The sequence below is a fragment of the Streptomyces sp. 2-1 genome (assembly GCF_048564895.1).
Lineage (GTDB): Bacteria > Actinomycetota > Actinomycetes > Streptomycetales > Streptomycetaceae > Streptomyces > Streptomyces phaeochromogenes.
Window position 1 is genome coordinate 9,023,724 of record NZ_CP183383.1, and the last position, 20,718, is coordinate 9,044,441.

19 protein-coding genes are annotated in these 20,718 nt (G+C 69.8%); 7 read left to right on the forward strand and 12 right to left on the reverse strand.

Annotation, left to right across the window (positions count from 1 at the left end):
- Positions 1 to 86 precede the first annotated feature (86 nt).
- The 5 genes from ACN20J_RS39600 (at position 87) to ACN20J_RS39620 (ending at position 5,235) form a co-directional block, all read left to right on the forward strand.
- The gene (locus ACN20J_RS39600; protein ID WP_361905237.1) at positions 87 to 911 is read left to right on the forward strand and encodes an ABC transporter ATP-binding protein; all 825 of its coding nucleotides are present in this window, start codon (positions 87 to 89) and stop codon (positions 909 to 911) included.
- A gap of 257 nt (positions 912 to 1,168) precedes the next feature.
- Entirely contained in the window at positions 1,169 to 1,957 is a 789-nt protein-coding gene (locus ACN20J_RS39605) for an ABC transporter ATP-binding protein (protein ID WP_189841029.1), read from the forward strand.
- Positions 1,954 to 2,844, forward strand: coding sequence for a branched-chain amino acid ABC transporter permease (locus ACN20J_RS39610; protein ID WP_189840888.1), 891 nt, complete (start codon positions 1,954 to 1,956; stop codon positions 2,842 to 2,844). The genes ACN20J_RS39605 and ACN20J_RS39610 overlap by 4 nt, the downstream gene beginning before the upstream one ends.
- Positions 2,837 to 3,970 carry a branched-chain amino acid ABC transporter permease gene (locus ACN20J_RS39615; protein WP_419667783.1) on the forward strand — a complete coding sequence of 378 codons (1,134 nt, stop codon included), beginning with the start codon at positions 2,837 to 2,839 and terminating at the stop codon, positions 3,968 to 3,970. The genes ACN20J_RS39610 and ACN20J_RS39615 overlap by 8 nt, the downstream gene beginning before the upstream one ends.
- The gene (locus ACN20J_RS39620; protein WP_419667784.1) at positions 3,967 to 5,235 is read left to right on the forward strand and encodes an ABC transporter substrate-binding protein; all 1,269 of its coding nucleotides are present in this window, start codon (positions 3,967 to 3,969) and stop codon (positions 5,233 to 5,235) included. Before ACN20J_RS39615 ends, ACN20J_RS39620 begins: the two co-directional genes overlap by 4 nt.
- A gap of 113 nt (positions 5,236 to 5,348) precedes the next feature.
- Here the strand turns inward: ACN20J_RS39620 and pssA are convergent, their stop codons facing one another.
- From pssA to ACN20J_RS39665, 9 genes are all read right to left on the reverse strand, one after another.
- The gene (gene pssA, locus ACN20J_RS39625) at positions 5,349 to 6,167 is read right to left on the reverse strand and encodes a CDP-diacylglycerol--serine O-phosphatidyltransferase (RefSeq protein ID WP_055612055.1); all 819 of its coding nucleotides are present in this window, start codon (positions 6,165 to 6,167) and stop codon (positions 5,349 to 5,351) included.
- 22 nt (positions 6,168 to 6,189) lie between these two features.
- Complete coding sequence (locus tag ACN20J_RS39630) at positions 6,190 to 6,846, reverse strand: phosphatidylserine decarboxylase (RefSeq protein WP_055612050.1); 657 nt, start codon at positions 6,844 to 6,846, stop codon at positions 6,190 to 6,192.
- Positions 6,847 to 7,015: 169 nt separating this feature from the next.
- The gene (locus ACN20J_RS39635) at positions 7,016 to 8,221 is read right to left on the reverse strand and encodes an acyl-CoA dehydrogenase family protein (protein ID WP_055612051.1); all 1,206 of its coding nucleotides are present in this window, start codon (positions 8,219 to 8,221) and stop codon (positions 7,016 to 7,018) included.
- 2 nt (positions 8,222 to 8,223) lie between these two features.
- Complete coding sequence (locus tag ACN20J_RS39640; protein WP_043687845.1) at positions 8,224 to 8,736, reverse strand: MaoC family dehydratase; 513 nt, start codon at positions 8,734 to 8,736, stop codon at positions 8,224 to 8,226.
- 4 nt (positions 8,737 to 8,740) lie between these two features.
- Positions 8,741 to 9,706: an HpcH/HpaI aldolase/citrate lyase family protein gene (locus ACN20J_RS39645; protein WP_055612052.1), complete on the reverse strand. Its 966-nt coding sequence runs from the start codon at positions 9,704 to 9,706 to the stop codon at positions 8,741 to 8,743.
- Positions 9,703 to 11,751 carry a protein meaA gene (locus ACN20J_RS39650; protein WP_419667785.1) on the reverse strand — a complete coding sequence of 683 codons (2,049 nt, stop codon included), beginning with the start codon at positions 11,749 to 11,751 and terminating at the stop codon, positions 9,703 to 9,705. Before ACN20J_RS39650 ends, ACN20J_RS39645 begins: the two co-directional genes overlap by 4 nt.
- 9 nt (positions 11,752 to 11,760) lie before the next feature.
- Positions 11,761 to 13,098 (reverse strand): crotonyl-CoA carboxylase/reductase, encoded by a 1,338-nt coding sequence (ccrA, locus tag ACN20J_RS39655; RefSeq protein ID WP_190227166.1) that lies wholly within the window; start codon positions 13,096 to 13,098, stop codon positions 11,761 to 11,763.
- A 433-nt stretch (positions 13,099 to 13,531) separates the two neighbouring features.
- Positions 13,532 to 14,347, reverse strand: coding sequence for a TetR family transcriptional regulator (locus ACN20J_RS39660; RefSeq protein ID WP_189841030.1), 816 nt, complete (start codon positions 14,345 to 14,347; stop codon positions 13,532 to 13,534).
- A 174-nt stretch (positions 14,348 to 14,521) separates the two neighbouring features.
- Entirely contained in the window at positions 14,522 to 16,339 is a 1,818-nt protein-coding gene (locus ACN20J_RS39665; RefSeq protein ID WP_189840892.1) for a 3-hydroxyacyl-CoA dehydrogenase family protein, read from the reverse strand.
- Between the two features lie 357 nt (positions 16,340 to 16,696).
- On the opposite strand from ACN20J_RS39665, the gene ACN20J_RS39670 reads away from it, so the two are divergent.
- Complete coding sequence (locus ACN20J_RS39670) at positions 16,697 to 17,290, forward strand: adenylosuccinate lyase (RefSeq protein ID WP_189840893.1); 594 nt, start codon at positions 16,697 to 16,699, stop codon at positions 17,288 to 17,290.
- Positions 17,291 to 17,598: 308 nt separating this feature from the next.
- Here ACN20J_RS39670 and ACN20J_RS39675 read toward each other — a convergent pair whose 3' ends face one another.
- Positions 17,599 to 18,228: a response regulator gene (locus ACN20J_RS39675; protein WP_189840894.1), complete on the reverse strand. Its 630-nt coding sequence runs from the start codon at positions 18,226 to 18,228 to the stop codon at positions 17,599 to 17,601.
- A gap of 389 nt (positions 18,229 to 18,617) precedes the next feature.
- On the opposite strand from ACN20J_RS39675, the gene ACN20J_RS39680 reads away from it, so the two are divergent.
- Positions 18,618 to 19,634, forward strand: a complete 1,017-nt coding sequence (locus ACN20J_RS39680; protein WP_189840895.1) for an ATP-binding protein — start codon at positions 18,618 to 18,620, stop codon at positions 19,632 to 19,634.
- On the opposite strand, the gene ACN20J_RS39685 is transcribed toward ACN20J_RS39680, so the two are convergent.
- Positions 19,607 to 20,170 carry an N-acetyltransferase family protein gene (locus tag ACN20J_RS39685; protein ID WP_419667786.1) on the reverse strand — a complete coding sequence of 188 codons (564 nt, stop codon included), beginning with the start codon at positions 20,168 to 20,170 and terminating at the stop codon, positions 19,607 to 19,609. The two genes, ACN20J_RS39680 and ACN20J_RS39685, sit on opposite strands and share 28 nt — an antisense overlap.
- Before the next feature lie 127 nt (positions 20,171 to 20,297).
- Complete coding sequence (locus ACN20J_RS39690; protein WP_189840896.1) at positions 20,298 to 20,696, reverse strand: RidA family protein; 399 nt, start codon at positions 20,694 to 20,696, stop codon at positions 20,298 to 20,300.
- Between the last annotated feature and the right edge of the window lie 22 nt (positions 20,697 to 20,718).

A 20,718-nucleotide genomic window follows, 5' to 3' on the forward strand; every position in this document is an offset into this window, starting at 1 on the left:
CCGCAGCGATTCGCCCGCGCCCCGTGGACGGACGCCCCCGCCGGTGCTGTGGTGAGCGCCACACGGGGCGAGAACAGGGGGAGTCGATGGGTGGTTCGGAGGGTTCGGGCGGTTCCGGGCTGGTCGTTCACGACCTGTCGGTCGGATACGGGCCCGTACGCGCACTGCGCCAGGTGTCCCTGGAGGTGCCCGAGGGGACCGTGGTCACCGTCCTCGGCGGCAACGGCGCGGGCAAGTCGACCCTGCTCCGGGCGGTCTGCCGGACGCTGTCCTTCCATGGCGGCGCGGTCACCGGCGGCACGGTGAGCCTCAACGGCCGCCGGCTCGACGGGCTGTCGCCGGACCGCGTCGTCGCCGCGGGAGTGTCCCAAATACCGGAAGGGCGGCGGGTGTTCGCCCGGATGACCGTCGCCGACAACCTCCGCGCCGGAGCCCTCGGCGCCACCGGGGGCCGGACCGGCAGGGCCGCCGCCCTGCGCCGCGTCCACGAACTGTTCCCCGTCCTCGCCGACCGCGCCCAGCAGCGCGCCGGCCTGCTGTCGGGCGGAGAACAGCAGATGCTCGCGGTCGGCCGCGGCCTGATGGCCACCCCGCGCATCCTGCTCCTCGACGAGCCGTCCCTCGGACTCGCCCCGCTGATGGCCGAGCGGATCGCCGACACCGTGCGGGAGATCAACGCCCAGGGCACCTCGATCCTGCTCGTCGAACAGAACGCCGCCCTCGCCCTGCGCCTCGCCTCCCGCGCGTACGTCCTCGAGGTCGGCGAAGTCACCCTGTCGGGGCCGGCGGACGAACTGGCCGCCTCCGACGAGGTGCGCCGCCGCTATCTGGGCGTCGTCGACGAGGACGCGGCGGCCGACGCCGAGGGGGCCCGCACCACGCATCCGGCACTGACCCGCTGGAAGGGGTGAACACCGACATGCCGAGCGAACCCACGCCCAGCGACGGCACACCGGGCGACGACGAACCGGACCCCGTCCGGCCGGACGACCGACGGGACCCGACCACCAGACCGGACCACCCCCGGTCCGACGACACGCGGTCGGACCACCCCCGGTCGGACCCCAGCCGATCCAACCCCAGCCGATCCGACCCCACCTGGCCGGACTCCCCACCGCCGCAGCCCACTTCACCCGCTCCCGACGTCCCGCCGCTCCACGTAAGGGAGTTGACCGTCCGGTTCGCGGGTCTCACCGCCCTGGACTCCGTCGACTTCACCGTGCGCCCCGGCACCGTGCACGCCCTCATCGGCCCCAACGGCGCCGGAAAGTCCACCTGTTTCAACGTCCTGTCCGGGGTCTACCGCGCCACCGCCGGCAGCGTCCTCTTCGGCGAGCACGAACTGACCGGCATGCCTCCGCACCGCATAGCCGATCTGGGCGTCGCCCGCATCTTCCAGAACCTCGCGCTGCCCCCGCTCGCCACGGTCGAGGACAGCCTGCTCCTCGGCCGCCACCGGCTCACCCGAACCGGATTCCTGTCAGCGGGACTTCGCCTCCCGGCGGCGGCCCGCGAGGAGCGCCGGCACCGTGAACGCGTGCGCGAGATCGCCGAGTTCGTCGGCATCGCGCCCTACCTCGGCCGCCCGGCGGGCTCCCTCCCGTACGGGCAGCAGAAGCTCGCCGAACTCGCCCGCGCCCTCTGCATGGAGCCGCGTCTGCTGCTCCTGGATGAGCCGGTCGCGGGCATGACCGCCGACGAGCGTCGCCGAACCTCCGCCGTGATAGCGGGAGTTCGCGACAGCCTCGGCATCTCGATCGTCCTGGTGGAACACGACATGGGGGTGGTGATGCGGCTCGCTGACGCGGTGACCGTACTCGACTTCGGGCGCCTGATCGCGGACGGCGCCCCCGCCGACGTACAGAACGATCCGGCGGTCGTACGCGCCTACCTGGGGGAGCGCCCCGAGGGAGCCGACGGACCCGACGGACTCCGTGGAGAGGAGACCGCCTCGTGAGCACCTTCGCCGAACTCCTCCTCAACGGCGTGTCGATGGGATCGGTCTACGCCCTCATCGCCCTCGGCTTCGTGGTCATCTTCCGGGCCACCGAGGTCGTCAACTTCGCCCATGCGTCACTGCTGTTGGCGGGCGGGTACGTCACCGCGACGCTCCACGACGACATCGGCTTCTGGCCCGCGCTGGCGGTTGGCATCGCGGGGGCCGCGGTGGTCGGCGCGGCCGTGGAGTTCCTGGTGATGCGCCGCTACCGGGGGTCCGACCACAGCGTCCTCGCCATCGTCACGATCGGCGTCGACATCCTGCTCACCACCGAACTGACCCGCCGCATCGGCACGGACGTCCTGCCCCTCGGCGACCCGTGGGGCGACGCCGTGCTCACCCTCGGCCCCATCTCCCTGGCCCACACGCGCATCGCCGCCTTCGTGGCCGCGGCCCTGCTGATCACCGTGTTCCTGCTCGCGTTCCGCTATACCTCCTGGGGCGTCGCGATGCGGGCCGCCGCCGAGAGTCCGGAGACGGCCGCGCTGATGGGTGTACGGCTCGGCAGGGTGTCGCTCGGGGCCTGGGCCGTGGCCGGCGGCCTCGCGGCCGTGGCCGCGCTGTTCCTGACCGTCTTCCCGACGCCGGGTCTGGAGAGAGCCACCTCGCTCGCCGCCCTGAAGGCATTTCCCGCCGCGATCCTCGGCGGCCTCGACTCCACGACGGGCGCGCTCGTCGGCGGACTGCTCGTGGGCGTCACCGAATCCCTGGCCACCGGCTACCAGAGCGAACTGACCTTCCTGGGCCGGGGGTTGGGCGACCTCGCCCCCTACCTCGTGATGACGGTGATCCTGCTCATCCGGCCCGCCGGGCTGTTCGGCACGAAGGAGCTGGCCCGTGTCTGAGGTTCTCACGCGTGACGCGGCGGCCGACAAGCCACGGCCCGCCCGCCGCAGGCCTGCCCTGCCCACCCACGCGCGTCCGTACGCCTGGGCCGCCGGAGCCGTCCTCCTGCTCGCCCTGCCCTTCTACGTGGACCGGTTCTGGCTCCAGGCCGGGCTGTTCGCGATGGCCGCCGCGATCGGGGCGATCGGCATCAACCTCCTCACCGGCTCCACGGGCCAGCTCTCCATGGGCCACGCCTTCTTCCTCGCGGTCGGCGCGTACGGCTACTGCGTGTTCGCCGCCGAGGGCGGCGACGGGCTGACCGGCCTCGGACTGCCGACCTGGCTCGCGGCCGTCCTCGCCGTCCTCGTCGCGGGCCTGGCGGGCGGCCTCTTCAGCCCCATCGCGGGTCGGCTGCGCGGCGCCTACCTGGGCATCGCCACACTCGCGCTGATCTTCATCGGCCAGCACGTGCTGTTCAACGCCCGCGACCTCACCGGCGGCTTCAACGGACGTGACGTACCGCCCCTGAGCCTCTTCGGACTCACCTTCGACGACCGTGAACTCGTTGTCGCCGCCGTGCCGTTCGGCTCGGCGGAGAAGCTCTGGTACGCGGGACTCGTCCTCCTCCTCGGCTGCGCGCTCTTCGCCCGCGGGGTGCTGCGCGGACGCCCCGGACGCGCCATGAACGCGATCCGGGACCACCGCATAGCCGCCGGGGTCATCGGCGTGCCCGTCGCCCGCTACCGGGCGGCCGTCTTCGTCCTGTCCTCGATGTACGCGGGCCTCGCGGGCGTCCTGCTCGCCCTGGTCTTCCAGCGGACGGTGCCGGACTACTTCGGCATCACGCTGTCGCTCGAATACCTCGCCATGATCGTCATCGGCGGGCTCGGTTCGGTCTCCGGGGCGGTGGTCGGGGCCGCGTTCGTCTCCCTGCTGCCGCAGCTGCTGACCCGCTACAGCGATGCGCTGCCCCTGGTCTCCGCCCCCGGTACGGGCGGGATCGCACCGGGCGAGGCATCCCGGTACCTCTACGGCGCCGCCGTCGTCGCGGTGGTGCTCTTCCTGCCTGGCGGCCTGGTCAGGGTGGCCGCCGGGCGTCGTGTCAGGACCGGTCCACGGTCCATCCCAGGGGAGGAACGATGAGGACGACATACGCGGCCCAGGTGACCGCAGGCGCGCTCGCCGCGCTGCTCGTGCTGGCCGGGTGCAGCTCAAAGGCCAAGGACGACGACAGCAAGGACAAGGGGACGGCCGCGGGCGAGGTGAAGACCGGCGACGGCATCTCCGGCAAGACCATCACGCTCGGCGTCCTCACCGACATGACCGGCGTGTACGCGACCCTCGGCAAGAGCGTCACCCAGGCCCAGCAGCTCTATGTGAAGCAGCTGAACGCCGACGGCGGTGTGTGCGGCTACGAGGTCGAGCTCACCGTCCGTGACCACGGCTACGACCCGCAGAAGGCTCTCGCCGGGTACACCGAGCTGGAGCCGAAGGTGCTCGGCTTCACGCAGTTCATCGGCTCCCCGTTCGTCGCCGCGGTCAAGCAGCGCATCGACGGCCAGGACAAGGGCCTGGTCCTGCCGCAGGCCTGGTCGGCGACGCTGCTCGGCAGCCCGTACATCCGGGTCATCGGATCCACGTACGACATCGAGACGATCAACGCCGTCGACTTCCTGATGAAGGAGAAGGGCATCAAGAAGGGCGACAAGATCGGGCACGTCTACTTCGAGGGCGACTACGGCGAGAGCGCGCTGGTCGGTTCGAAGCACATCGCGAAGGAGGCCGGTCTGGCCGTCGTCGAGCAGAAGATCAAGCCGACCGACAACGACATGACCGCCCAGGTCGCCGCCCTGAAGAAGGCCGGCGTCAAGGCGGTCGTGATCAGCGCGGGCCCGCGTCAGGCGGCCTCGCTGGTCGGTGTCGCCGCGGCGGGCGGCTTCGACGTCCCGATCATCGGCAACAACTCGGCCTTCGCCCCGCAGCTCCTGGCCACCCAGGCGGGCCCGGCCCTGATGAAGAACTACTACGTGGCCTCGCCCTCACTGCCCATCGGCGCGGACACCCCGCAGGCCCAGAAACTGGTCGCCGACTACAAGAAGGCGTACCCGAAGGACTCCCTCGACAACGGCGTGGTCGCCGGCTGGACCGCGGTCTACGCCTTCGGCGAGGCCCTGAAGAAGGCCTGCGCGTCCAAGGACCTGACCCGCGAGGGCGTCGACAAGGCCCTCCTCACCATCAACTCCCTCGACACGGGCTTCGGCATCCCCCAGGACTTCACCGACCCGAACGCCCCCTCCTCCAAGCAGAGCGTCATCCTCCAGCCCGACAAGACGGTGACGGGCGGCATGAAGGTGGTGAGGGACGCGGAGGCCTCGGACGTGGCGGCGGCATACACACCCGCCACCTGAGAGACGACCTCGGCTTTTAGGGGCGCGGGGAACTGCGCAATCTTTTGACCCCACACGAAGAGCCCCGAACCAATTGGTTCGGGGCCCTTCGACGTCGTACACCGACGAAACCGCTACGGCAGCTGTGCCGCCCGCGCCTCACGCCTGTTGTCCCTGAAGTTGTTCACCCTCCGAGCCGTGGCGAAGAGGGGAATCACCGCTCCGGTCACCAGCTGCAGCGCACACCCGGTCTGGAGCAGAAGCTGCCCACCGGGCGCGTCGAACGCCCAGGCGGCCAGCAGCGCCATGCTCGTGACGATCCAGGAGAGCATCGCCACGGCGAGCCGCCCCCGCGGCTTCGGGTACTCGACCCGGCTCACCATCAGCCACGCGGTGCCGATGATCGCCATGAGCGTGGCGACGAACGGCAGCTCGAGCAGCACGATGGAGACGACGGTCAGCGCGCCGAACGGCGAGGGCATGCCCTGGAAGGTGCCGTCCTTGACCGTGACGCAGGAGAATCTGGCGAGTCGGAGCACGACCGCCAGCAGGACCACGATGGCCCCCACCGCCGCCACCCGCTGGTGCGCGTCGTCGGCGACCATGCCGTAGACCAGCACGAAGTACGCCGGCGCCAGACCGAAGCTGATCAGGTCGGAGAGGTTGTCCAGCTCCGCGCCCATGGGGGAGGAGCGCAGCTTGCGGGCGACCAGTCCGTCGAACAGGTCGAAGACCGCTGCGCACAGCATCAGGATCACGGCGGTCGCGGCACTGTGCCGCGCCATGCCCGTCTCCTGGCTGCCCGTGAGGTGCGGGATCAGGATGCCCGTGGTGGTGAAGTACACCGCCATGAATCCGCACGTGGCGTTACCGAGTGTGAGGGTGTCCGCTATTGAGAGGCGGAGAGAGAGGGGCATCTCCTCCTCGTCGTCCAGCTCATCGGCCTCCGGCACCCAGCCGGCCTGTGTCTCGGGATCAATCACGGTCAATGCGAGTCACCCCCGCCACGGTCTTCTGGCCGACCTCCACGTCGACCTCGACACCCTCGGGGAGGTAGATGTCGACGCGCGACCCGAAGCGGATCAGCCCGATCCGGTCGCCCTGCTCGACCTTCGTGCCCTGAGGGATGTACGGCACGATACGCCGCGCGACCGCACCGGCGATCTGGATCATCTCGATGTCGCCGAGCTCGGTGTCGAAGTGCCAGACAACGCGCTCGTTGTTCTCGCTCTCCTTGTTGAACGCCGGAACGAAACCGCCGGGGATGTGCTCGACGGACGTCACCGTGCCGGAGAGAGGCGCGCGGTTGACGTGGACGTTCAGCGGGCTCATGAAGATCGCGACGCGGGTGCGACCGTCCTTCCACGGCATGATGCTCTGCACCACGCCGTCGGCCGGGGAGATGACCCGGCCCGGGGCGATCTCACGCTCGGGGTCGCGGAAGAACCACAGCATGCCCGCCGCCAGCGCGGTGGCGGGCACGGCGACGGCCTTGGCGGCGCCGGACTTGCGCGCGCGTACCAGGCTGAGTGCTGCGGTGGCGACGGTCGGGAGGAGCCACGGCGATGCTCCGCGCGCAATACGTACGCCTGCCAGGCTGTCGCGTGGTGCAGAGGTTTGGCTGTGGGGCATGGATGACCTTCGTAGCGGATGATGCCGCGCTGTAACGGGGGACGGCGGCTTTCCCGGGATCGTACCGGTCGCGGGCCACAACTGGGCAAGCCAGGAAGCCGAGTCGGCGGCTGAAGAGCGTTGACGGGGTGTGACCTTCTTCTCGATGAAACACCCCGAATCGGTATATCTAGCCCTGGAACCGATACTCTTCGAGCAGCCTGCGCCCGATGATCATTTTCTGGATCTCGGCGGTACCTTCACCGATGAGCAGCATCGGGGCCTCACGGTAGAGGCGCTCGATCTCGTACTCCTTGGAGAAGCCGTAACCGCCGTGGATCCGGAAGGCGTCTTCGACGACCTCTTTGCAGTACTCGGAGGCGAGGTACTTCGCCATCCCTGCTTCGAGGTCGTTTCGCTCCCCGGAGTCCTTTTTGCGTGCCGCATTCACCATCATCGCATGGGCGGCCTCGACCTTGGTAGCCATCTCGGCCAGCTTGAACTGGATCGCCTGGTGCTGGGCGATCGGTTTGCCGAAAGTGTGACGCTGCTGGGCATAGGAGACGCCCAGTTCGAACGCACGCTGAGCTACACCGCAACCACGCGCCGCCACGTTGACGCGGCCGACCTCGACGCCGTCCATCATTTGGTAAAACCCTCGGCCGGTGGCCCCGCCGAGCACGCGATTGGCCGGAATCCGCAGGCCATCCATGATCAGCTCGGTGGTGTCGACACCCTTGTACCCCATCTTGTCGATCTTCCCGGGGATGGTCAGGCCGGGGCGGACCTCACCGAAGCCGGGCTCCTTCTCCACCAGGAAGGTCGTCATCGACTTGTGGGGCGCCGTGCCCTCGGGGTGGCCTTCGTCACTCTTCACCAGAACGGCCACGAGCGTCGACGTTCCGCCGTTCGTCAGCCACATCTTCTGACCGTTCAGGACGTACTCGTCGCCGTCCTTGACCGCTTTCGACGTGATCGCCGAGACGTCCGAGCCGAGTGCCGGTTCCGACATGGAGAACGCGCCGCGCACCTCGCCCGCCGCCATGCGGGGCAGGAAGTACTCCCGCTGCTCCTGCGTGCCGTGCTGCTTGAGCATGTACGCCACGATGAAGTGCGTGTTGATGATGCCGGACACGGACATCCAGCCGCGCGCGATCTCCTCCACGCACAGCGCGTAGGTGAGGAGCGACTCGCCCAGACCCCCGTACTCCTCGGGGATCATGAGGCCGAAGAGGCCCAACTCCTTGAGCCCGTCGACGATCTGCTGCGGGTACTCGTCGCGGTGCTCCAGCTCGGTCGCGACCGGGATGATCTCCTTGTCCACGAAGTCCCGGACTGTGGACAGGATCTCCTGCTGGATGTCGGTGAGACCGGCGGTCTGGGCGAGTCGCGCCATGGCTACTTCTCCTGCTCCTTGAGCTGGGGCCGGCCGGGCTGTTCGCCGCCGCGCTCCTTGATGTACGTCTCGGTGGGGACCATCACCTTGCGGCGGAACACACAGACCAGCGTGCCGTCCTGCTTGTAGCCCTTGGTCTCGACGTAGACGATTCCGCGGTCGTTCTTGGACTTCGACGGGGTCTTGTCGAGGACCGTGGTCTCGCCGTAGATCGTGTCGCCGTGGAAGGTCGGCGCCACGTGCTTCAGCGACTCGACCTCCAGGTTGGCGATCGCCTTGCCCGACACGTCCGGCACCGACATGCCCAGCAGCAGCGAGTAGATGTAGTTGCCGACCACCACGTTCTTGCCGAAGTCCGTCGTGTTCTCGGCGTAGTTGGCGTCCATGTGGAGCGGGTGGTGGTTCATCGTCAGGAGACAGAAGAGGTGGTCGTCGTACTCGGTGACCGTTTTTCCGGGCCAGTGCTTGTAGACCGCGCCGACCTCGAACTCCTCGTAGGTGCGTCCGAACTGCATGTGCTCAGGCCTCCGGGGCTTCGAACTTGGACGTGCGCTGCATGCCGGCGGCCCGGCCCTTGCCGGAGATGACGAGCGCCATCTTGCGGCTCGCCTCGTCGATCATCTCGTCGCCGAGCATCGCGGAGCCCTTCTTGCCGCCCGCCTCGGACGTGTAGAAGTCGTACGCGTCCAGGATCAGCTCGGCGTGGTCGAAGTCCTCCTGGGAGGGCGAGAAGATCTCGTTGGACGCCTCGACCTGGCCCGGGTGCAGCACCCACTTGCCGTCGAAACCGAGCGCGGCGGCGCGTCCGGCGACCTCGCGGTAGCCGTCGATGTTGCGGATCTGCAGGTAGGGGCCGTCGATCGCCTGGAGGTTGTTGGCGCGGGCGGCCATCAGGATCTTCATCAGGATGTAGTGGTAGGCGTCCGCCGGGTAGCCGGGCGGCTGCTCGCCCACGACCAGCGACTTCATGTTGATCGACGCCATGAAGTCGGCCGGGCCGAAGATGATCGTCTCGACGCGCTGGGAGGCCGTCGCGATCTCGTTGACGTTGTTCAGACCCTGGGCGTTCTCGATCTGCGCCTCGATGCCGATCTTGCCGACCTCGAAGCCCATCGTCTTCTCGATCTGCGTCAGCAGGAGGTCGAGGGCCACGATCTGCTGGGCGTCCTGGACCTTCGGCAGCATGATGCAGTCGAGGTTCGGGCCCGCGCCCTCGACCACCGTCACGACATCGCGGTACGTCCACTCGGTCGTCCAGTCGTTGACCCGCACGACCCGCGTCTTGCCCGTCCAGTCACCCTCGTTGAGGAACTTGACGATGGTGTGCCGCGCCTCGGGCTTGGCCAGCGGCGCGCACGCGTCCTCCAGGTCCAGGAAGACCTGGTCGGCCGGGAGGCCCTGCGCCTTCTCCAGGAAGCGGGGGTTGCTCCCCGGTACCGCGAGGCAGGAGCGACGCGGGCGCAGACGGTTGACGGGGCTGGTCATGCGGGGACCTCCAGTGGGTCGAGCTTGTTCGCTTTCCGGATCTCGTCGACGATCCGGCCGATGATTCCGGTGATGTCGAAATCCTTCGGAGTGAAGACCGCGGCCACTCCCGCGGCCCGCAGGTCTTCGGCGTCGCCATTCGGGATGATGCCACCGGCGATCACCGGGATGTCTGTGGCACCGGCCACACGCAGGCGTTCCAGCACGTCAGGGACCAGTTGGGCGTGCGAACCGGAGAGGATCGACAGGCCCACCGCGTGCACGTCCTCGGCGACGGCCGCGGTCACGATCTCCTCGGGCGTGAGCCGGATGCCCTGGTAGACCACCTCGAAGCCGGCGTCACGGGCCCGTACGGCGATCTGCTCGGCGCCGTTGGAGTGCCCGTCCAGGCCCGGCTTGCCCACCAGGAAGCGGAGCTTGCCGACGCCCATGTCCTTCGCGGTCAGCTCCACCTTGCGGCGGACCTCCGACATGGCCGAGCCCTCCTCGGCGGTCACCGCGACGGGCGCGGACGACACACCGGTGGGGGCGCGGAACTCCCCGAACACCTCGCGCAGGGCACCGGCCCACTCGCCGGTCGTGACCCCGGCCCGGGCGCACTCCAGGGTGGCCTCCATGAGGTTGCCGGTGCCCTTCGCGGCCTCCTTCAGCCGCTCCAGCGCCTTGCAGGGGCGCGGGTGGTTGAAGGGGGGCTGGTAGCGGGTGTCCCGCCAGTCCTTGAGGGCGGCGGTCACGCCGGCCTCGACCGCCGGGTCGACCGTCATGATCGCGGCGTCCAGATCGGCCGTGAGCGGGTTCGGCTCGGTCGACTCGAAGATGTTGACGCCGACGATCTTCTCGTCACCGGACTCGATACGGGCCCGGCGCTCGGCGTGCGACGAGACGAGCTGCGACTTCAGATAGCCCGACTCGACGGCCGCCATCGCGCCGCCCATCTCCTGGATCCGGTCGATCTCGGCGAACGAGTCCTCGACCAGCTGGGCGACCTTCGCCTCGATGACGTGCGAGCCCTCGAAGATGTCCGCGTACTCCAGCAGGTCGCTCTCGTACGCGAGCACCTGCTGCATGCGCAGGGACCACTGCTGGTCCCAGGGGCGGGGCAGGCCCAACGCCTCGTTCCAGGCCGGGAGTTGGACGGCACGCGCGCGTGCGTCCTTCGAGAGGGTCACCGCCAGCATCTCCAGCACGATCCGCTGGATGTTGTTCTCCGGCTGGGCCTCGGTCAGACCGAGCGAGTTGACCTGGACCCCGTACCGGAAGCGGCGGTGCTTGGGGTTCTCGATGCCGTACCGCTCGCGCGTGATGCTGTCCCAGATGCGGCCGAACGCCCGCATCTTGCACATCTCCTCGACGAAGCGGACGCCCGCGTTCACGAAGAAGGAGATGCGCGCGACCACGTCACCCTTCTGCTCCTCCGCGATCTGTCCGGAAGCGAACACCGCGTCCAGGACGGCGATCGCGGTGGACATCGCGTACGCGATCTCCTGGACCGGGGTGGCTCCCGCCTCCTGCAGGTGGTAGCTGCAGATGTTGATCGGGTTCCACTTGGGGATGTTGTTGACCGTGTAGCAGATCATGTCGGTCGTCAGACGGAGCGAGGGCACCGGCGGGAAGACGTGCGTCCCCCGTGACAGGTACTCCTTCACGATGTCGTTCTGGGTCGTGCCCTGGAGCTTGGTGATGTCGACGCCCTGCTCCTCGGCGACGACCTGGTAGAGCGCCAGCAGCCACATGGCGGTGGCGTTGATGGTCATCGAGGTGTTCATCTGGTCCAGGGGGATGTCCTGGAACAGCCGGCGCATGTCACCGAGGTGCGAGACGGGCACGCCCACCCGGCCGACCTCGCCGCGGGCGAGGATGTGGTCGGGGTCGTAGCCGGTCTGTGTCGGCAGGTCGAAGGCGACCGACAGACCCGTCTGGCCCTTGGCGAGGTTGCGCCGGTACAGCTCGTTGGACGCCTCGGCCGTGGAGTGACCGGCGTAGGTGCGCATGAGCCACGGCCGGTCCCTTTCGTTCTTCGCCTGCGGCGTCTGGCGCTCAGTCATGGGTGGCCCTCAGATGTTCCGGAAGCGGTTGATGGCGTCGACGTGCTGGGCACGCTTCTCCTCGTCGCGTACGCCGAGGCCCTCGGTGGGCGCCAGCGCCAGGACTCCGACCTTGCCCTGATGGAGGTTGCGGTGCACGTCGTACGCGGCCTGCCCGGTCTCCTCCAGCGAGTACACCCGGGAGAGCGTGGGGTGGATCTTGCCCTTGGCGATGAGCCGGTTGGCCTCCCACGCCTCGCGGTAGTTCGCGAAGTGTGAGCCGATGATCCGCTTCAGGGACATCCACAGGTAGCGGTTGTCGTACTCGTGGTTGTAGCCCGAGGTCGAGGCACAGGTGACGATCGTGCCGCCCTTGCGGGTGACATACACGCTCGCGCCGAAGGTCTCGCGGCCCGGGTGCTCGAAGACGATGTCGACGTCCTCGCCGCCGGTGAGCTCACGGATGCGCTTGCCGAAGCGCTTCCACTCGCGCGGGTCCTGGTTGTGCTCGTCCTTCCAGAACCTGTAGTCCTCGGCGTTGCGGTCGATGATCGCCTCGGCGCCCATCGCACGGCAGATGTCCGCCTTCTGCGGGCTGCTCACCACGCAGATGGGGTTGGCGCCGCCGGCGAGCGCGAACTGGGTGGCGTACGAGCCGAGTCCACCGCTCGCGCCCCAGATCAGGACGTTGTCGCCCTGCTTCATGCCCGCGCCGTTGCGCGAGACCAACTGCCGGTAGGCGGTGGAGTTCACCAGCCCGGGGGCGGCGGCCTCCTCCCAGCTCAGATGGTCGGGCTTGGGCATCAGCTGGTTGGACTTCACGAGGGCGATCTCGGCGAGGCCGCCGAAGTTCGTCTCGAAGCCCCAGATGCGCTGCTCGGGGTCGAGCATCGTGTCGTTGTGCCCGTCGCTGGACTCCAGCTCGACGGACAGGCAGTGCGCGACGACCTCGTCACCGGGCCGCCAGGCGTTCACGCCCGGCCCGGTGCGCAGCACGACGCCCGCCAGGTCGGAGCCGATGATGTGGTACGGCAGGTCATGGCGCTTGGTGAGGTCGCTGAGCTTGCCGTAGCGCTCCAGGAACCCGAAGGTCGCCATGGGCTCGAAGATCGAGGTCCACACGGAGTTGTAGTTGACCGAGGAGGCCATCACGGCCACCAGGGCCTCACCGGGGCCGAGTTCCGGCACCGGCACGTCGTCCAGGTGGATCGACTTGCGGGGGTCCTTGTCGCGGGTGGCGAGTCCGGTGAACATCTCCGTCTCGTCCTTGTGCACGGTGATCGCGCGGTACGACTCGGGGAGCGGCAGTGCGGCGAAGTCGGCGGACGTGGCGGTCCGCGACTGAATCGCGTCCAGGATTTCCTTCACGGTGGTGCCTCCGGCGATGAGCGTCTGAGGGGAACGCTGAGGGTTACGTCGGGGTGATTGCTGCTGGTGTGAGGCAGTGCCGTCGGTTCGGCGGGGGTGGTGCTCGGCAGCGCGTTGTGGCGCGGAAGGTTGCCTGTGACGCAGGCGTCCGGGCGCGCAGACCAGTGGTTTGCGGGGACAGCCGGCGTACGAAGGATCTCTGCACGCCGGCCGCCCGGACAACTTCAACGTATGGCACGCCGTGTCACGCCGCAAGGCACGGAGTGCCAGAAGTTGCGCTCAGGTGAAATCTTTACGTAACACGTGAGCGATGATCGATCAGACTGGGCCGGGAAACGCCTGAATCTGGGCAAAAAAGGCGCCGGACGAGCTCATTGAGCTCGTCCGGCGATTGGCGAGGGTGGCGGCTGGGCCGCGGTTCCGCTGAGTGCTGCTACGGCCGTTCCTTGAGCGCCTGCTCGATCGTGCGCATCACCTGGTCCAGCGGAGCGTCCACGCGGGCCACGGTCACCAGCACCTCGCCCTCCACGGACGCGGTGGAGGAGGGTGCCGAGAGCGGCGCGGTCTCCCGTCCCGCCCCGATCCCCGTACCGAAGGTCTTCCGGACGATCGCGAAGGCGTGGTCCAGCTGGCTCTCGACGTCTCCCTGGCCGCCCGCCCGCAGCCAGCGCCGCAGTACGTGGTTGTGGGCCGTGACCACGGCGGACGCGGCGACCTCCGCGAGCAGCGGGTCGTCGTTGGCGTCGTCGTCATGGGCGTGCTCGTCGAAGTGGCCCAGCAGATAGCGGGTGAACAGCCGCTCGTAGCGGGCCACCGACGCGATCTCCGCCTCCCGCAGGGTCGGTACCTCGCGGGTGAGCTTGTAGCGCGACACCGAGATCTCCGGCCTCGCCGCGTACATCTTCATGACTTCCTTGATGCCCCGGCACACCGTGTCGAGCGGATGCTCGTGCGCCGGCGCCGCGTTGAGCACCGCCTCGGCCCGGATCAACGTGTCGTCGTGGTCCGGGAAGATCGCCTCTTCCTTGGAGCGGAAGTGCCGGAAGAAGGTGCGCCGGGCGACCCCGGCCGCGGCCGCGATCTCGTCGACGGTCGTCGCCTCGTACCCCTTGGTCGCGAACAGCTCCATCGCGGCGGCCGCGAGTTCGCGGCGCATCTTGAGCCGCTGCGCGGCCGCACGACTGCCCGCGGCACTCTCCGGAGCGTCGGACGTGGCTGGGGTACGGGAGGACTTGGCGGGCTGGGACATGCCCCGAACGTACTGCATGTACGCGGCGGAGCGCTCATGACCGGGGCTTTCGCCGACCGGGACGGGGACGGGGGCGGCGGCCGGATCGAGCAGCCCGCCCCAGTCCGCGGGGCCGTCTCCGGGCCGGAGGCCGGCCCGGAGGTCGGGTGTCTCGGCGCCGTGCATACGCGTGGCTCAGCGCCTTGCGTACTCGCGGAAGCCGCGGCCCGTCTTGCGGCCGAGGCAGCCCGCGGCCACCAGGTGCTCCAGGAGGGGCGCGGGAGCGAGGCCCGGGTCGCGGAACTCGCGGTGCAGGACCTTCTCGATGGCCAGCGAGACGTCCAGACCGACCACGTCGAGGAGTTCGAAGGGGCCCATCGGATAGCCGCCGCCGAGCTTCATCGCGGCGTCGATGTCGTCGAGCGTCGCGTAGTGCTCCTGGACCATCTTGATCGCGTTGTTCAGGTACGGGAACAGCAGCGCGTTCACGATGAATCCGGCCCGGTCGCCGCAGTCCACCGGGTGCTTGCGGACCTTCGCGCAGACCTCCCGGACCGTGGCGTGCACGTCGTCGGCCGTCAGGACCGTGCGCACGACCTCGACCAGCTTCATCGCCGGGGCCGGGTTGAAGAAGTGCATGCCGACCACGTCCTGGGGCCGCGAGGTGGCGCGGGCGCAGGCCACGACGGGCAGCGACGAGGTCGTGGTGGCCAGGATCGCGCCCGGCTTGCAGACCTTGTCGAACACCGCGAACAGCTGCTGCTTGATCTCCAGGTCCTCGGCGACCGCCTCCAGCGCCAGATCGACGTCCGCGAAGGCGTCGTACGAGCCCGCCGGGGTGATCCGCTCCAGCGTCTCGGCGGCGACTTCGGCGGTCATCCGGCCCTTGTCGACGGAGCGTGAGAGCGACTTGCCGATACGGGCCTTGGCGGTCTGCGCCTTCTCCTCGGTGCGGGCGGCGAGCACGACCTCGTACCCGGCCTTCGCGAAGACCTCGGCGATACCGGACGCCATGGTGCCGGAGCCCGCGACGCCGACCGAGCGCACGGTACGGCCGGGCACCAGGGAAGCGCCCTCCGGGGGAGTGAGCGCGTCCCGCACGACGGTCGCGCTGCCCGGGGCGTCGTACGTGTAGAAGCCGCGCCCCGACTTGCGGCCGGTCAGGCCCGCCTCGCTGAGCTGCTTGAGGATGGGCGAGGGCGCGTGCAGCCGGTCGTGCGACTCGGCGTACATGGCCTCCAGGACCGTACGCGCGGTGTCGACGCCGATCAGGTCCAGCAGGGCCAGCGGGCCCATGGGCAGGCCGCAGCCCAGCTTCATGGCGGCGTCGATGTCCTCGCGGCTCGCGTACTTCGCCTCGTACATCGCGGCGGCCTGGTTGAGGTAGCCGAAGAGCAGCCCGTCGGCGACGAAGCCGGGGCGGTCGCCGACCGCGACGGGCTCCTTGCCGAGTTCCAGGGCGAGGTCCGTGACGGCCGCGACGGCGGTCGGGGCGGTCAGCACGGACGAGACCACCTCGACCAGCTTCATCGCCGGGGCCGGGTTGAAGAAGTGCAGGCCGAGGACCCGCTCGGGGCGGGCCGAGTCGGCGGCAAGCCGCGTGACGGACAGGGCGTTGGTGCCGGTCGCCAGGATCGTCTCCGGGCGCACGATGCCGTCCAGCTCCCGGAAGATCTGGTGCTTGATGTCGTACGACTCCGGAGCCACCTCGATCACCAGGTCGGCGTCGGCCGCGGCCCGCAGGTCCGTCGACGTGACGAAGCGGGCGAGGGCGTCGTCGCGCTCCTGCTCGGTGAGGCGCCCGCGCTGCACGGCACGGGCGGTCGAGGACTCCAGGGCGGCGGTGGCCTGCGCGGCGCTGGCCTCGCTGATGTCGATGCCCACGACCTCGCGGCCGGCCTTGGCCAGGATCTCGGCGATACCGGTCCCCATCGTGCCGAGGCCGACGACGGCGACGGTCTTGAGCGGGGACGCGGAGAGCGACAGGGAAGGGTCGGACAGGGGAGTGGCCATCGCGGGACTCCAGGATGAGTGACGACTGAGGGACGCACCCGGATACGCCGACGGGCGCACACGGTGCGGAGGTTGCGGGTGATGCCGGGCTACGAAGCGCACACGCCCGGCGCCGTGAGTGGGTGAGACTGCGAACCCACCAAACGGTGAGGAAGACCCGACCGGCCCTGTCCCGGAGCCGTGTCGTACAGAGGTACATGAAGTACCGAACCGACCAGCACCCGCGGCGGCTGCGTCACCAGGCCACCACGAGCAAGTCAGCGAGTGGGTAACTCGCTCGATTGAGCTTAACTGGTGGGTAACGAGCACGCCAGTCCCCGGTGAATGTGACGTACGTCGCCGATAGGCTTCGGCGATATGGACGAAGAGTTGCGATCGCTCACCCAGCGCTTACGGCACGAGGCGGGCGCGGCTTCCTCGTACTCGTACGAACGACTGGCCTCGACCGGCGACCTCGACGAACTGGCCGACGTGCTCATCGCGCCCGAACAGCGGCTCTGGGCAAGGGAGTTGGCCGCGTTCCGGCTCGGGCTCGCCGGGGACCGGCGGGCCTTCGAGGCACTCGTCCTGCTGCTCAACCACCGCGATCCACAGCGCTGCGCGTCCGCGGCGCACGCCCTGGCCCGGCTCGGCGACCCGCGCACCGCCCGCGCGGCGGCGGCCCTGGCCACCAACGAGCTGCGCGTCGCCTACGCGCTCCATCCGGTACGGCTCCTGGTCGAGCTGCGCGCTCCCGAGTCCGTACCCGCACTGATCACGACCCTGGCCCGCAGGTTCCGCCCGCACGACCCGTACCGCCGAGTCGCCATCGCGTGCGTGGACGGGCTCGGCGCCCTGGGCGACGAACGGGCCCGCCCCGTCCTGAACGAGGCCCTCGCCCATCCGCCACTGGCCCAGGCGGCGGCCGGCGCGCTGAAGAGGCTGCCGGCGCAGCGGGCGCCGCGCGACTAGGTGTCGATGGGCGTTCACGGGAGGCTTGGGAACAGAGGGGTGCCGAGTGTCCCTGGAGAAGGCGGGGTCGCCGGGGGTTCGCCCGGCGGGAGACGGGCGACCGGCAGGCGGACGAACGTCGCGGGATCCGACCTGCCGTCATCTCCGCGCATCTGGCCCGGGTCCTGCTCCCCGACGGCCCCAGTCGACGGGGCCGCACTTTTCGCACGATAGGCAGTGGGTGGGGGACCGGGCATCCCCCAGGCGGGGCGAACGGCCCCCTCAGATGGGCTGATTCACCGTTCCACGGTCGGACCTCGTGGACCTTGTCATGCGGTCGGGCGCGGCAGGATGCCCAGGCGCGTCGCCGTGACCACGGCCTCCAGCTGACTGTGGGCGCCCAGCTTCACCAGGACGCTCTTCACATGCCCGCGCACCGTGTGCCTGCTGAGTACGAGCCGGTCCGCGATCACCTTGAGCCCGTGCCCCTGGGCGAGCAGGGCCAGCACCTCGTGCTCCCGGCGGGTCAGCCCGCTCCGTTCCCACCGCTGCTCGGGCAGCCGCGCCGCCAGGGTCGACTCCTCCACCAGGAGCTTGCCGTCGGCCGTTGTCCGGATCGCGGTGAGGATGTCCCCGAAGGCACTGTGCTTGGCGAGGAAGGCCGAGGCGCCCGCAGTCACCGCCCGGGCCAGCTGGTCGGGGGTCGCGTCCGCGGTCAGGACGACCACCCGGGTCGAGGGATGCGCGGCCTTCAGCAGCCGGGTGCCCTCGATGCCGTCCTTGCCCGGCAGATGGATGTCCATCAGCACCACGGCGGGTGGCCGACGGGCCGCCTCCCGCAACGCCTCGTCGACCGTGCCCACCGCGTCACCGCAGTCCAGGTCGGGCTGCGCCGCGATGGCGATGGCCAGGGCGTCGGCCAGCGCGCGCTGGTCCTCGACCACGAGCACGCGGATCATCCCGGATCCTCCCCCTCCGGATGGCCGGCTCTCCCTGGGCCGGTTGTGGCGGTGCGCTTTCGAGCGTAGTGCCGTACGGCGTTGTCAGTACCTGGGTGTACTCGGAAATGTGTTTCCCGTGTCTGGCCCAACGGCGTTGTGTCGGTCCAGAGTTGAGGTGGAAGCGTGGTTCTTCGCCCCCGCCGCCCCTACCCATTCCCGTCCCCTGGGGGCTGCGCCCCCAGACCCCCGCTATCGGCCTGAACGGCCTCGTCCTCAAACGCCGGACGGGCTGAGTGTGTCGGCCCGGGCTGCGAAATCTTCAGCCCCTCCGGCGTTTGAGGAGCGGGGGTTCGGGGGCTGGCCCCCGAAAGGGACGGGAATGGGTAGGGGCGGCGGGGGCGAAATGAATGACTGACGACGGTCCGCGGAACCTGTACGAGGCCATGGCGCTGGCAGCCCCGGACGGCATCGTCGCGGTGGACGCCGACGGCCGCGTACGGGCCTGCAACCCGGCCGCGGCCACACTGCTGGAACGCCCCGCGGACGAATTGATCGGCTCGGTGTTCGGCTTCCCGCTGGTCCACGGCGAGGCCACCGAGGTCACACTGACCCTGCCGAACGGCCGCAGCAAGGTCGTCGAGATGCGAGTCACCCTGGCCCGACACGACGACCGCCGGCTGTACGTGGCCGTCCTGCGCGACGGAACCCGCCGACGGCAGGCGGACCACGTCCTCCAGTCCGCCCTCGAACACCAGAGCGTGGTCGCCGCGGTGGCCGCGCACCAACTGCACAACCCGCTCGCCGCCCTGGGCGCCCTGGTGCACGTACTGAAGGAGCCGCCGCCCGATCTGACGGACGAGGGGCGGGCGGCACTGGTCGAGCGGATCGCCGAGCGCACGGACCGACTGCAGTCGCTCGTCCGCAAGCTGCTCACCGCCGCCCGCATCGACGGGGCGTGGCAGCAGGGCGTGCCGGAGGCGGTGGCGGTGCTGGGCTTCCTCCTGGAACGGCTCGCCGAGTCCGCGGCCCGCGGCCGTGATCTGCGCCTCGCCGTCCCGGCGCATCTGGTGGCCCGCGTCGACCGGGTCGGCTTCGCCGAGATCCTCACCAACTACCTGGAGAACGCCCTCGCCTACGGCCGGGAGCCCGTGGAGATCACGGCGCGCGCCACCGACGGACACATCGAACTGTCCGTCGCGGACCACGGCCCCGGTGTGCCCGAGTCCTTCGTCCCGCACCTCTTCGAGCGCTACCGCCGCGACCCCGCCACGGCGGCGGCCACCGAGGGCACCGGCCTCGGACTGTGGATCGCCCGCAGCCTGGCCCGCGCGAACGGCGGCGACGCCTGGTACGAGCCCGGCCGGCCGAGCGGCGCGGTGTTCTGCGTGAGCCTGCCTCAGGAGCCGCCCAGCACACGGGCGTAACGCACCTCCGGCACCTCGACACCGTCCACCTCGAAGGGCTCCTCCGCGCCGTCCGCCGCGAAGCCGGCCTTCTCGTAGAAGCGGCGCGCGTTCGTGTTCTCCCGGAGCACCCACAGCAGCATCCGGCCGTGTCCTGCGGCCGTGCAGCGGGCGACGGACTCCTGGAGCAGGGCGCGGCCCACACCGCGCGCGAGCCGGTCGGGGGCCACGTAGATCGCGTACAACTCGGCTTCCGCGGTGCGGACTTCGCCCTCCCGGTACGGGCCGTGGCACGCCCAGCCGACGACTTCGCCGTCCCACTCCGCGACCAGGCTCATCACGCCCTCACCGGCCCCTTCGAAGCGGGCCCGCAGCCGCACGACGTCCTCCGCCGGGTCGAGCCCGTCGAGGTACGCCTGCGGCATCATCCCCCGGTACGCCGTCTGCCAGCCGCGCACCCGGATCTCGGCCACGCGGGGACAGTCCGCCAGGGCCATCTCCCGAACGCGAAGGGTGGGAGTGGGAGAGGGAGAGGGGGCGTGGAGGCGTTCGTCCATGGCGGCACCCTAGGCGGCCGTGGAGGACGGGTCCCGTGAATTTCGGCGGGCCCGCGGATCGCCGCCGGGGTGGCACACGCTACTCACTCGGGCGGCACCCGTGACTCACGCGAGTGACACCCTCGGCTCACTGGGGCAGCAGCGCGAACGCCTCGATCTCCATCAGGAAGTCCGGGCTCACCAGGGCGGCGACCTGCACGGCCGAGGCGGCCGGGAGGCGGCCTGGGGATATGTGCTCGTCCCGGGCCGCGCGGACGGCCGGCATGTACGCCATGTCCGTGACGAAGAAGGTCAGTTTGACCACGTCGTCGAAGGTGGCCCCGGCCGAGGCCAGACAGCGCCGCAGGTTCTCGAAGACCTGACGGGCCTGCGCAGCCGGGTCGCCCTGCCCGACGAGCTTGCCGTCCTCGTCGAGCGCGAGCTGGCCCGAGACCGCCACGAAGCGGCCCGTGCCCATGACGACGTGGGTGTACGCGGCGGCGGGGGCGACCCCGTCGGGGGCGGAGATGCGCGTCAGTTCGGCCATGGATCAATCCTGCACCACGCCA